Origin of the sequence: Enterococcus cecorum DSM 20682 = ATCC 43198 (genome assembly GCF_000407565.1) — a bacterium.
Classification (GTDB): Bacteria; Bacillota; Bacilli; order Lactobacillales; family Enterococcaceae; genus Enterococcus_E; species Enterococcus_E cecorum.
The window spans coordinates 832,432-846,167 of the sequence record NZ_ASWI01000004.1 but is presented as its reverse complement, the minus strand read 5'-3'; the positions used below and the strand labels follow the sequence as shown (position 1 = coordinate 846,167).

Below are 13,736 nucleotides of genomic sequence, written 5' to 3'. Positions count from 1 at the left end.
TTAATTGTTATTCATTTCTTCCTTTCCTATTGTAGCAGAAAATGAAATTCTTGTAGTGTGATTTTACTTATTTTTCGATAATTATTTCCATTTTATTTAATTGATAATGTGATAAGACGTCTTCAATTAGGCTAACTCCTTCACTTAATAAATCTTTGCCTTTATCAGTCAAGATAACCTGTACTTCTCGTTTATCTTCGCCTGCTTTTCGCTCAATTACGCGACAACTTTCTTCAAATTTCACGAGCATTCTGGAAGTTGCACTAATACTTAAACCAATTTTCTTACTTAAATCACTCACTGTTAAACTTTGACCTTGAGATTGATTCAAAAAATATAATTCGTCCAATAAGATGGCTTCAGGAATCGTCTTTAAGGCTTGAGATAATTCTTGATTGATTTCTCTTTGAATTGCTTGTAATTTCATCCATTGCTCAATCATTGCTTTGCCTCCATTAATAAAAGGATGGTTTTGCATAATGGATATTTGGTCGCCCTACTCCAAATCCTTTACGTGTATACTTTTCTTGATTTTCGTCAGTGACAATATCATAAATTGCTTAAACCACAGCCTCACGTGAAACTTCAGCATCTTTAAAACTTTCTAAAAGTAACTTAGTTGTTAGTTTTCGAGCGATTTGTCCAGCAGCTCCTAAAATTAAAATATGATGATATTTAATTGTTGATACCTCTCTCAGGTTATATTTGTTTGCGCGAACAAATGAATGATAAGGTTAACTTTTTGCAAATGAAACAAAAAAGCTTGGAGATATTTCCCCAAGCTTTTTTGTTTATACTATTTATTCGAGCATATCCTTTCGCAATACACCGTATTTAAGGAATAGGTCTTCCAAAATGGTCCCTTGAACTTTCTTAATTATCGGTTTCTTCAAAGCGTTTAATCCAAATGGTAATTCAATATCAAGTGGTGATTTACCATCCATTAAGCAGACACTGCTATTTAATAGCGCACGAACATCATAGACACTACCCCAAACCTCAGGGACACCTCGTTCAATAGCAAATAAACCATAGACAGCTTCCATTGCCGTACGAACAGAGTATTCTGTAGTAAAGATTGTATCACGTGGTGTTTGAGCAAATTGACCTAAGAAAGCAAAGTTTACACAGCCATCAGGAATGACATCAGGACGGTCCCCTTTGGCACGTGGCATGAAGAATGCTGTAATATAAGGCATCATTGTTGGTACACAGACTGCATGATTGGTTGCTAATTCATTAATCATTTCAATAGGCACACCTAAATGATATAGCCATTCTTCTGTAATTTCTTTACCAGTACATTCTTTCATTGGTTTTTGGATATAATCACCTTTCACATCAGTAAATAAGCTATATACCCAAACACAGACTTCATCTTTTGGTTGATCTTTGAATTGACCTTGACGATTAATGGTCCAGCTTAACAACCACGAAGAATCTTTACAGCTGACAATACCACCAGTTACCACTTTTCCTGTTCGTGGATCGCGTTTACAAATATTGGTAATATAAGGAATAATACGATCATCTTTTAATGTAATCGTAGCGGACTCCCAATTGGTTTTAGAGATATCTGAGCAGAATTTTTCTGGATGGCCAAAACTAGGATCTTGTTTCGCAATATTTTTCCATAATTGCCAACAACCACTTTCACGAATTTCAGCGTCTCCTGTTGGTACTTGATCTTGACTACCATAAATCGTGCTTTCTGTACAGCTTCCATTCGTTACAAATACATAATCATCTGTTGTAAGTTCAATTGTTTGAGCTTCATCATTTACTAAACATTCAATACGTGAAGCAATCTTTTGACCATTTTCAAATTTGAAGACGACATTAGTTACCTTCGTATTGAATTGGAAAGTCACCCCATGATCTTCCAAGTATTTTTGCATTGGTAAAATTAAAGATTCATATTGATTGTATTTCGTAAATTTTAAAGCAGAAAAATCAGGTAAACCAGCAATGTGATGAATGAAACGTTGGAAGTATAATTTCATTTCTAAAGCTGAATGCCAATTTTCAAACGCAAACATCGTACGCCAATATAACCAGAAATTAGAGTTAAAGACTTCATCATCAAAGACTTCATCAATTCGTTTGTCATATAAATCTTCGTCTTTTGTGAAGAAGAGCTTCATAATTTGCATAATGCCTTCTTGACTTAGCTTAAACTTACCATCTGTATGTGCATCTTGGCCACGATTTTCTGTTGCACGGCACAAAGAATAGTTTGGATCTTCTTTGTTTAAGCGATAATATTCATCCAATACAGATAATCCTGGTTTTTCAAGCGATGGAACACTTCTAAATAAATCCCATAAACATTCAAAGTGATTTTCCATTTCACGTCCACCACGCATAATATAACCGCGTGTGGAATCTAAAATACCGTCACAAGCACCACCAGCAATATCCATTGCTTCTAAAATATGGATATTTTCGCCAGGCATTTGGGCATCGCGTACCAAGAAACAAGCAGCGGCTAACGAGGCAAGTCCACTACCAACTAGATAAGCATGTTTTTCTTCGATGCCTTTTGGTTTTTCAGGAGTGACGAAAGCTTCATAGTTCCCACTTGTATAATAAATACCCTTGCTGTTGCGTCCATCTAGCCCTCTTTCAGTATTACGATATTCAGCTAGTCGTTTGGCTTCAGCTTTTTTGGCATCAGCATTTTTTGTCACGTTTGTTTGTCTTTTTTTGGCTAACTGATAAGCTGCCACACTACTTCCTGCAATTAAGGCACTAGTAAGACCAAGTTTGAATTTTTTTGACATATCCATGACCTCTTTTCTAATCATTTCACAAGTTCATTATAACGCGATTAAAAAAGAGAAACCATTTACAATTTAGCTTGAATGATAAAATTTTTTGAACTAAATAGTTTACAATATAACAAGATTGATAAAATTTTTGCTATTTTTCAAATTTGTTGATGGCTGTATCGATGGCCCCTTCCATTAAGGTAATCATTTTTTCAGCTAAGGGACGATAATCTGCAGTCATTCCCTGATTAATCCATTCAAGAACTAAACCAACAAAACTATATTTGTAAAATTGGGCGATGAATTCTTGATCACTTTTTGAAATTTGATGATCTTTCACTTGTGACTCGACAACATCATAAAGTAATTCAAATGTACGCTGATATAGAAACGTTTCTAATTGCTCGCGATTAATGGAGTGGTAAGCATTCATGATAAACGGCTTATTTTCATAAATCGTAGCAAAGATATCTAGTAGGCCTGCTTGCCAAGTATCTTTCGTTTTCTTCCCGTTAAGCGCACGTTTGGCATCTTCTATACAAGCCCATTCTACTAAATCATAAATATCTTTAAAGTGATAATAAAAAGCCATGCGACTAATCCCGCATTCTTCGGTTAAATCATGAATGGTAATTTTATCTAATGGCTTCTTTAATAAATATTTTTTTAAGGCAGCTTCTAACTGGTATTTAGTTGAAGTCGTCATCCTATCCCTCCAAAAAAAAAGCATCAAAACAAATTGTCTTGATGCTTAAATTTTTTATTGACTAAATATTAATCCCTAGCAAAAATGCGAATAAATGCTAAGAATAAATTGATGAAGTCAAGATATAGATTTAATGCCATAAAAGTAGCAATACCAAAATCATTTTCCATTTGATAGCTAAAATAAGCTTCACGAATACGTTGATTATCATAAGCAGTCAAACCACTAAAGATAATGACAAGTACAAAAGAAATAAAATAGTCAACGGCACTACTTTGCATAAAAATATTGACTAAGATGACCACCAATGCACCAATTAAAAAAGAATATAACGCACGTGCAATGCCGGATAAATCTCTCTTAGTAAAGATACCAAAGACAGCCATTGTAATAAAGGTTAAAGAACTAGCTGCAAATGCCGACGTCACTGTACCAAAGTCATACACCAATAAAGTAACAGAGAGCGTCACTCCATTTAATAGTGAATAAACAATAAAACCGGCTAACGTCAAAGCTGGATTTTTAAAAGCTTGACGACCAATTACTAAGACCAAGACAATTTCAAAAACCCAAAATAAGATAAAAGTCATTTGGTTGACAGTAGCTAGAAACTGATTGACAAAAACAGTTGAACAAAGATAAGCAGCAAGTGCACTAATGGCAAGTCCTACACCAAAAATGCCATATACTTTTGCAAAAAATCGATTTAATCCAGTAGTTGTAGTAAATTCCTGATTCATAATTTCACCCTCATTTCATAAATTATTATTCATTAACCATTTCCGCTTGATTTTCTAGATCTGGATGAATAATCAATGGCGGCTGAACCATAACGACTGAATCGAGTACGCGATTACCTTCTTGATTATTTCCTTCAACAGAAATGGTTACGACATTTTTCATCTTGTCCACCTTGATTACCTCAAAATTAAAGGTCAAAGTTTCATAATGATAAATAGGCTCGATTAAATTCATTGAGAAATTCACAATATGTGATCCCGGACCAGGCAAATGCTTAGAAATCGCACTCGCAATAATGCCGCTTAACATCACCATAGGCACGATTGGTCTTTCAAATTCCGTTTGTTGTGCATAGTCATGTTGAATAAACAATGGATTCGCATCATTTGTAAGTCCTAAGTATAGTAAGAGTTGCTGGTCTTCGATAGATTCGGTTAATGATAACGAATCGCCCTCTTCTATCTCCTCAATTGTTTTACCAAGCTTTCTAGGTTTACCAATATTCAAATTTCATTCCTCCAAATATTTCATTACAATTATTTTAATCAAATCTAGAGAAAAGTGCAAGTTTGATACTTGAATTTAAAATAAAAAATACCAGCTCAAAATCAAACTCAAGCTGGTAAAAATTTTTCTTATAGGGGTCCCGAGCGCTTAGTGGGAATTTGTATCGATAAGGGGTACAAATTCCCACTAAACCAATGTTTCAAGGCCTATTTATTTTTTATATTCAATTCTCTTAAGTGTTTAGGAATAGATAACAAGTCAAATTTATACTCTCCAAGAAAAGTGATATGCTCCCAATTAATAGGAGATACATGCTTCATATACTTAGTTACTTCGGGATCTATTTTGACGAGATAATTATAAGCTGCTTGTAAGTAGACGGCGTTCCATATACTTATTGCATTTATTAACACATTAAGCGCACTAGCACTTTGAAGTTGTCGGCGAATATCGCGCTCCATAAATTTTCCGCGTCGCCCAAAAAATAGTTCTCTAGCTAAAGCATTAATCGCTTCTGTCTTATTTAGTCCATGAGTGATCCTTCGCCGTAGCTCACTATCTGTAATATAATCTATCATAAAAATGCTCTTTTCAATGCGACCTAGTTCTCTCAGTGCAAGAGCTACTCTATTCTTACGTGCGTATGAGCCTAGCTTTCCTAATAGTAAAGAACTAGATACTTTTCCTGTTTGAATCGAATAGGCGATTCGTTTAATTTCATCATAGTTTTCTTCAATAATTTTTACATTGATTTTTCCGCTTATATCTTCTGATAAGTTAGGGTAGTAGGAAGGTGATTTGATAGAAAATAATTGTGATTTTTTTATATTTCTGATGCGAGGTTCAAAATCAAAGCCTAGTAATGCGGTCATTCCAAACACCTGATCAGAATACCCATTTGTATCAGTAAAATGTTCCTCAATATCTAGATCTGTTTCATGATAAAGTAGGCCATCAAGGGTATGAGTAGCTTCCCTTGTATTAGTTGAAGCAACCTCGATATGATGAGTCGTATGCCTATCATTTATTGATCGAATCATTGTAGCTCCTTTTTCCATACTTTTGTAATGTGGATTAACATCGGATTTTAGAGCTGAGACGCCCACTGGGACGCGCATTCCGTCTGAAGCAGTGGTTTTTCCTTCACCCCAAAAGTCTGCAACAGGAAGCTTTAACTGATAATTAACCAAAACAGATTGAGCACGAGTCAGAGCTTCTTTATAAAAGCGCCATTGTTTGGCATTGGCTAACTGAGAATAAGAAATTCCAGGAGTTGATTGGGCCATTTTTTCAAGACCAATATTCATCCCTAAACCCAGCAAAGCAGCAAAAATAATTTTTCTTTCTTGTTCACTCGGCGGTTTCCCTGTAGAATCATGACTAAATTCTTGTGAAAAGTTGGTCCAACTGTCCACCTCAATTAAAAGATCACTAAGCCTTATCTTAGGAATTATTGAATAAAGTTTTTTTCTATATATTTCTGCTTCGCTAGGTGTAACTTTTTCCAACTTTTTAAGGTTTGCTCTTGAAATTCTCTTATCAACTGTCGAATAAAATTGAAGCTGTAAATCTAAAATTATTTCCCGATCCTTTAAATAGTCCTCAAACGTGTCTGGAATAGTTTCTGAATCAATACAAGCAGATAAATCAACTAAGTAATCATCAATATTTCGATGGATCATACTTCCTTCAACTGAAATATCTCCTGATCGAATATTGTTCTTTAGCTCGGTGAAAGCTACTAACTCATAGTAAGACCGATCTATTTTCCCCTCTTCTGGCCGAACAAGGCTTTTCCATTTTTTACTCACAAAATCAGTAGAAGTATCTGCCGGTATTTTTCTTTTACCACTATTGTGTAAATCAGTTAGTTGAGTTAGGGCCATGAGGACTGGATTTGCTGCCGGAGTTGCTTTGAACGAAAGGGTCCTCAATAACATTGGCGTGTATCTTCGGAGGTAATTAGCTTTATTTCGAACCATTTCTAAATAGCCATGATTTTTATTACCTGTAATTTTTTTAGCTTCTTCTCCATCTTGTACTAAATCTTCCCAAGGCATGATTCGTTCAATTTCGTCAAAAGGATTACTATCATTATCTTTTGCAAAGTGAAGAGCATCAATTAAAGAAGCATAATGTTCCAATTTTTTAGTAGCCAATTTTCCTTTTTCTTTTAACTGTTCTTGTGAATCACGTGTCCCTTTGCGTTTAATACTTGCTAAAATGCGGTCATTAATCTCAATCAGTTGATCGATCAGATATTGATGATGATTGACTAAAAAAGCAATAAGTAAAGAGTATCTTTTTTCAAGCTCAAAACGGGAGAAGTCATATGCATCATAATTTTCCCCTAGTCTAGCTAGCTGAAGAAACCTGTTCCGATTAATATGGGAGACATTAATTGTCCCGAGTCCCATGGAAGCAATCACTTCCACTTTTTTACAAATACTCATAAAGCTTTCTGGATTTGCCTTACCTGGAATGTCTTTTAGCCAAGCGAGTTTAGTTATTTTCGTCTCTTCATAAATTTGAAACAAACTCTCTAGTTTTTCAATTTGTATATCTGTTAATGAACAGAGCAATATTGAAAATAAGTTGTTTTCTGCTTTATCTCGACAGCGGCTTATAATGTCTTCAAGTGTAGCTATAGATGGAAAAATAATTCTTTTTCGAGTTAAGAAATCAATTGTTTTTTTCATTAGATAGATAGAGTCATCATTTTCTAAAGCTAGTTCAATTAAATATTCTATTAACTGTTTTTGTGTATTAGCACTACCGAATCGATGATAGTTGAATACTTCTAAGATCTCGTTGAAGTGATTTGCACGTGTATTTCTATGATCATATGAATTTAAATCAATTGCATCAAGATGGAGCTGTCGACTCACATAAGAAGTTAGTCTGGTTGATTTAATCGGCCAATTACTTAAAGAACACCCAGGATACCGGGCCAAACAAAGTTGTATCGCAAATCCTAGTTTATTGACCTTTCCACGGTGTTGATTAATAACCTCCAGATCATAATCAGAAAAACTAAAATACGCTTTAAAATCCTCTTCTGATAAGTGGTCTACAGAAAGAAGTTGTTCACGCTGTGAAGTAGTTAAAATTCTTTTCATAGCCATATCTTAAGCATTCCTTTTATTGAGGTAACGGTAAAAGGTTGTTTTGCTTAATTTAGAGGCATCAAGAATTTGACGAATAGAATACTCTTTGCTGTCATACATTTTTAAAGCTAAATCAATTGATAGCTTACCTTTACTTGGACGGCCCCCTTTTTTTCCTCGGACTCTGGCTGCCTTAAGACCAGAGTTAGTTCGTTCAATAATAATATCCCGTTCCAGTTCTGCTAAACTAGCCATAACTCGGAAAAAGAATCTTCCCATAGACGTTGAAGTATCTACGTTATCTTGAATAGATATAAAATTGACACTAAGTTCTTCAAATAATTCAGAAAGTTCAATCAAATGTTTAGTTGATCGTGAAATTCGATCTAACTTGTAAATGACAACAGAATCTCCTTCACGTAGTAGGTTGATCATTTCTTCTAATTGCGGTCGGTCTTTTTTCGCACCAGTTACTTTTTCTTGAAATAATTTATCAATTCCATAATGAGTAAGTGCATCAATTTGTAAACTAAGATTTTGATCATCCGTACTCACTCGAGCATAGCCAAAAATCATAAAAAAACCTCCTTAATTTTATAATTTAAATGTACCATAACTCATTAAGTATAACTATATAGGAACTATGAAAAAGGAACGGATTTTGGTACTTGATTTACTTAAAAAACATTTAGAAAAAGCAGGAAAATGAAAAGGTACCATAAACGGTCGTTTATGGTACCATTCAAATTTATCCTTATTGTACAAAATAACAGCGAAATTTTTAAATCTATTCCTTATCGATACAAATTCCCCGTAGGCGCTAGGGACCTCTTTAGCTCCTTGGAAGCTGTCAGTAGTATACCTAATAATTTATCTACATTCCCTTTAGTAACGTGTAACTTTCCAAATTTAAAAAAGCGACTCATAGAATTATTTCCTCCCGTTAAATAATAGATAACTATTAAAAATAGACAATACTTGCTCATAAGTAATGGTACTTAAATTGTTTACTTTGGCGTGTTTCATTGCTTGATGAAACTGATTTTTAGTAAACAGTTGACGATATTCTCGATTGACCCATTTTGAAACAAAGTACGTATATAGCTTCCAATATTTATCTGGAACATCTGTGGTATGGCGGGTAAGTTTTATTAAGACACTGTTTACTTTTGGTTTAGGATGAAAGCATTCCGCTGGCAGCTTAAGCAATTGCTGAATCGAGACTTGAGTGTGCAAGAGCAACCCTAGTGTTCGGTGAATATCCAAGGTACGCTTGTAGAATCCTTCTTCAACAATCAGATAGATGTCAGACGCACGGCTTTCAAAAACCACTTTTTTAATAATTTGTGTGCTTAAATGGTAAGGAATATTCCCAACAATTTTATACCTCTGTTTGTTAGGGAATTGAAACTGTAGAATATCTTGGTGAATTAAAGTGACACGAGTATTCAGTTTTAATTTTTCTGACGATAAGTTGAATAGATGACTGTCTAATTCAATAGACGTTACCTGTTTACTTATTTTAGCCAGTTTCGTCGTTAAATGCCCTTTACCTGTTCCAATTTCGTAAACGGTATCGGTTTCTTTTAAATTCAATTGTTTTATTATTTGGTTGAGTACTTTTTCACTCGTTAAAAAGTTTTGAGAATATTTTATATTTTTGTTCATGTAATCTCTCCTGAAGTGATTACATCTATAAACAAATACAGAAGTTAAACGATTTGTTTGTAATTTTAGTTATCTGTTTAAAAAGTCATAAGATTAGTCACTGGTAGGAATTAATCTAACGTATTTATTTATCTGCGTAATCACTGTTTTTAGTCTGTTTCAAAACGGTAGATGTTTTATCTACATTACGCATTTGGAATACCAACATGACGAATCCCTCCTTCTTAATTACAAATTTTTAGCATCTAATTTAACTTCAATTCCTATTATACAAAATTTTAAGATAATGCACTATCAACACACTCTTAAGTTTGCTTCTAAGTCTTATTTCCATAACTTTAGGGTTAACCATACGCAAGACCAATCACTCTCGGACAATACTCATGATTTTAATGATAAAATCCATGTTAAACCCATAGATAAGAAATACACCTGCAATAACCGTTACCTGTTTGTGCCAATTTAAAAATGCACCACTTTTTTATAATTAAAACGGTTGAAAACTGTACCACTAATAACTTACAATAGAGAGATGTCACCGTCAAGTTAAATGTACAAAATAACAGCGAAATTTTTAAATCTATTTCTTATCGATACAAATTCCTCGTAGGCGCTCGGGACCCCTTATAAAACATTTCTCGTTGTTTTGCTTAATAGGTTTTCATAGGCGATTTCAAATTTTTGTACATCGCCTGCGCCCATAAAGATAATGACGCTATCTTCATGATTTAATAAAGGGGACATATTTTCTTCTTTTAAGACTGTTCCACCTTTTTTCACTTTTGCAGATAAGTCTTCAATACTTACTTGACCTGATTTTTCACGTGCTGAACCAAAGATATCACATAGGTAAACTTCATCAGCTAAATCAAGTGCTTGAGCAAATTCGTCAAGTAAAGCAATTGTACGTGTAAAAGTATGTGGTTGGAAGACAGCGACAATTTGCTTATCTGGATATTTTTGACGCGCGCCATCAATCGTAGCTGCAATTTCTGCTGGATGATGCGCATAATCATCCACGATTGTCATATCCGCCACTTTCTTCTCACTAAAACGTCTTTTGACACCTGCAAATGATTTTAACTCATCAGCAATTAATTTCATATCAAAACCTTCAACAAAACATACTGCAATAACACCTAACGCATTTTTAATATTATGTTCACCAAAAGCAGGAATAGCAAAATGACCAACAAATTCAGTACCGTGATACACATCAAATTGTGAACCAGTCGTTGTGCGTTCAATATTTTTAGCTTGGAAATCATCGGTATCTTTAAGACCATAGTAATAAATTGGTACTTCAGCTTGTAATTTCCGTAAATAGACATCATCACCATAAGCGAAAATCGCTTTTTTAACTTGATGAGCTAAACTTTGGAAAGCCGTAAACACATCTTCAATACTTTCATAATAGTCTGGATGATCAAAATCAATATTCGTCATAATCGCATAATCAGGTGAATAGGCTAAGAAATGACGTCGATATTCACAGGCTTCAAAAACAAAATGAGTAGCATCGGGTTCACCATGGCCAGTACCATCACCAATTAAATAGCTTGTAGGTACCACACCAGACATTGCATGAGCAAGTAACCCAGTTGTGCTTGTTTTTCCATGAGATCCCGTAATGGCAATACTTGTAAATTGTTCAATAAATTTACCGATAAAATCATGATAACGAATCACAGTAGCACCAATTTCTTTAGCACGTGCGATTTCAGGATGAGTATCAGGAAATGCGTTCCCAGCAATCACAATATATTCTTTTTTTACATTATCAGCGTTGAATGGCAAAATTAAAATGTTTGCTTTTTCTAAATCACGTTGGGTAAAGAAATATTGCTCCACGTCAGAACCTTGGACATGATAGCCTTTTTGATGAAGAACTAAAGCTAAAGAGCTCATTCCAGAACCTTTAAGCCCAACAAAGTGATAAATTTGATCTTTATTAATCATTCAGTTGCCTCTTTTCGTATTTTCAATATAGGAATTTTATAATCTTTCACGTGTTTTTTGTCAAATAATTGATATTACAAGGGAAAAGACAATTCATTATCTAACAAAACACATGAAATATCAATTCTTTTCACAGCACTTTAAAAAGCTTTTTAATAGTCTTTTGCTAATTTCAAACGACCAGCACACTTCCCACATGCATATTTACGCACATCCAAACATCTTATTCGGAAATAATCTTGCTGACAAACTATGCATTGATAGTGGAATTTTGGCTGTTGTAACCTTGGTGTATAGCGTAATCCACCTACTGCTTGTAATAGCTTTTTAAAGTCTTGATCTGCATGGCGATAACCTTTGCCTTCTAAATGCAGATGATAATGACACAATTCATGTTTAATGACACCATATAATATTGCTTTATCTACATTTAAAAGTAAAGGATTGATATCAATATGATGATCGTTCAAGTGATAGCGTCCACCTGTTGTTTTCAATCTTTTATTAAATAGCACGCAATGCAGGAAAGGTCTTTTAAAAAACTCAAGCGAAATTTGTTGAACAAGATGCGTTAATTCTTGATTATTCATGTCCGTCACTCGCAAGCATAGATAAGCCGATACGACCTTTTTGGGTATCAACACTGGTAATCCATACTTGAACAATATCTCCTACTGCAACGACTTCACTTGGATGTTTAACAAAACGATCACTTAGTTTAGAAATATGCACTAAGCCATCTTGTTTCACACCAATATCGACAAATGCTCCAAAATCTATCACATTACGCACAGTACCTTGAAGCTTCATCCCAACTTTTAAATCCTCAATTGATAACACATCCGAACGTAAAATAGGCGCTGTCATATCTTCCCGCAAATCGCGACCTGGTTTAAGCAAGGAATCTATAATATCCTGTAAGGTTTCACGACCAATGGATAATTTTTCCGATAATTGTTTGATATCTATTTTTTGTAATTGACTCTTTGCTTCCGGTGTATCAAGCATAGTAAGATTAATATTCAAAGCATCAAGCAAATCCTTAGTTGCCTGGTAGCTTTCTGGGTGAATTGGTGTATTATCAAGAATATTTTTCCCATTTGGAATACGTAAAAATCCAATTGCTTGTTCAAAAGCTTTAGGACCCAAACGTGGCACTTTCTTCAATTGATTTCTTTGACTAAATGCGCCATTTTCTTCCCGATAATTGACAATATTTTGTGCCGTTTTCTTATTTAGACCAGCGATTCTTGCAAGCAATTGGCTAGAAGCGGTATTGACATTGACACCGACTTGGTTAACGACGGTCTCAACTACAAAGTCTAATTGCTGCGCTAGTTGTTTTTGGGATACATCATGCTGATATTGACCAACTCCCACCGCCTTTGGATCGATTTTCACTAATTCTGCTAATGGATCTTGTAAACGACGACCAATACTTACAGCACTTCTTTGCTCAACTTGTAAATCTGGAAATTCTGCTCGGGCAACTTCACTGGCTGAATAAACGGAGGCCCCTGCTTCATTTACGATGATGTAATAGACTTTACGATTGATTTTTTTCAATTGTTCAGCAACAAATTGTTCAGATTCTCTTGAGGCTGTTCCATTCCCGATTGCTACCATTTCTACTTGATAGTCCTCAATTAATTGAATGAACTTTTTAGCTGCTTCTTTTAATTGCTTTTCTGAGCCCATCGTAGCATAAATCACATCAATAGCTAAGACCTTACCAGTTGGGTCCATAATGGCTAATTTACAACCGGTTCGATAAGCAGGATCAAATCCCATGACAACTTTTCCTTTTAATGGCGATTGTAGTAATAGATTTCTAAGATTTTCACCAAAGACTTCAATCGCTTGTTCATCCGCTTTGGCTGTCAGTTCATTTCTGATTTCTCGTTCAATAGCAGGCTGAATAAAACGCTTATAGGCATCTTCATAAGCAGTGGTTAATTTTTCAACAACCCATTCATTGGCCTTTTTCGGAATAATATGTTTAGCCAGATATTCATGGATTTTATTTGTATCTACTTCTAGATTAACTTTTAAGACGCCTTCTTTTTCACCGCGATTGGTCGCTAAGATACGATGTGAAACCATAGATTTGATTGGTTGGGTAAATTCATAATAGATTTCATATACTTTTCTTTCATCTAATGACTCATCTTTTACTTGGCAGGTATACTGACCATTTTTATAGGTAAAGTTGCGAATCCATTCACGATATTTTGCTTCATCCGCAATTTTTTCAGCCAAAATTTCATGTACACCGTT

General features: G+C 34.6%; 11 protein-coding genes and 2 pseudogenes. All 13 read right to left on the bottom strand.

Going from position 1 to position 13,736, the window contains the following annotated elements:
- Window positions 1-67: 67 nt before the first annotated feature.
- Window positions 68-442, bottom strand: a complete 375-nt coding sequence (locus I567_RS10175) for a MarR family winged helix-turn-helix transcriptional regulator (protein ID WP_016252135.1) — start codon at window positions 440-442, stop codon at window positions 68-70.
- 358 nt (window positions 443-800) lie between these two features.
- Window positions 801-2,594 carry an oleate hydratase gene (locus I567_RS10170; RefSeq protein ID WP_197711235.1) on the bottom strand — a complete coding sequence of 598 codons (1,794 nt, stop codon included), beginning with the start codon at window positions 2,592-2,594 and terminating at the stop codon, window positions 801-803.
- Between the two features lie 328 nt (window positions 2,595-2,922).
- Window positions 2,923-3,477, bottom strand: a complete 555-nt coding sequence (locus I567_RS10165) for a TetR-like C-terminal domain-containing protein (protein ID WP_016252133.1) — start codon at window positions 3,475-3,477, stop codon at window positions 2,923-2,925.
- 68 nt (window positions 3,478-3,545) lie between these two features.
- Complete coding sequence (locus I567_RS10160; protein ID WP_016252132.1) at window positions 3,546-4,217, bottom strand: Bax inhibitor-1/YccA family protein; 672 nt, start codon at window positions 4,215-4,217, stop codon at window positions 3,546-3,548.
- A gap of 25 nt (window positions 4,218-4,242) precedes the next feature.
- Complete coding sequence (locus I567_RS10155; protein WP_016252131.1) at window positions 4,243-4,725, bottom strand: MaoC/PaaZ C-terminal domain-containing protein; 483 nt, start codon at window positions 4,723-4,725, stop codon at window positions 4,243-4,245.
- Between the two features lie 206 nt (window positions 4,726-4,931).
- On the bottom strand, window positions 4,932-7,850 hold the full coding sequence (locus I567_RS10150; RefSeq protein WP_001240982.1) for a Tn3 family transposase: 2,919 nt from the start codon (window positions 7,848-7,850) through the stop codon (window positions 4,932-4,934).
- 3 nt (window positions 7,851-7,853) lie between these two features.
- Window positions 7,854-8,408, bottom strand: coding sequence for a recombinase family protein (locus tag I567_RS10145; RefSeq protein ID WP_000576156.1), 555 nt, complete (start codon window positions 8,406-8,408; stop codon window positions 7,854-7,856).
- A gap of 354 nt (window positions 8,409-8,762) precedes the next feature.
- A complete protein-coding gene (gene erm(B), locus I567_RS10140; protein WP_001038795.1) occupies window positions 8,763-9,500 on the bottom strand; it encodes a 23S rRNA (adenine(2058)-N(6))-methyltransferase Erm(B) in 738 nt (245 codons plus the stop codon).
- Between the two features lie 124 nt (window positions 9,501-9,624).
- Entirely contained in the window at window positions 9,625-9,708 is an 84-nt protein-coding gene (locus I567_RS10135; protein ID WP_001814874.1) for a 23S rRNA methyltransferase attenuation leader peptide, read from the bottom strand.
- Between the two features lie 48 nt (window positions 9,709-9,756).
- Window positions 9,757-9,840, bottom strand: a pseudogene (locus I567_RS13055) (MLS leader peptide); the annotation flags it as partial.
- 284 nt (window positions 9,841-10,124) lie between these two features.
- The gene (gene murC / locus I567_RS10130) at window positions 10,125-11,459 is read right to left on the bottom strand and encodes a UDP-N-acetylmuramate--L-alanine ligase (protein WP_016252130.1); all 1,335 of its coding nucleotides are present in this window, start codon (window positions 11,457-11,459) and stop codon (window positions 10,125-10,127) included.
- Between the two features lie 152 nt (window positions 11,460-11,611).
- Window positions 11,612-12,049: a SprT family protein gene (locus I567_RS10125; protein WP_018345352.1), complete on the bottom strand. Its 438-nt coding sequence runs from the start codon at window positions 12,047-12,049 to the stop codon at window positions 11,612-11,614.
- A pseudogene (locus I567_RS10120) lies at window positions 12,042-13,733 on the bottom strand (helix-hairpin-helix domain-containing protein); the annotation flags it as partial. The pseudogene I567_RS10120 and the gene I567_RS10125, both read right to left, overlap by 8 nt.
- Window positions 13,734-13,736 lie beyond the last annotated feature (3 nt).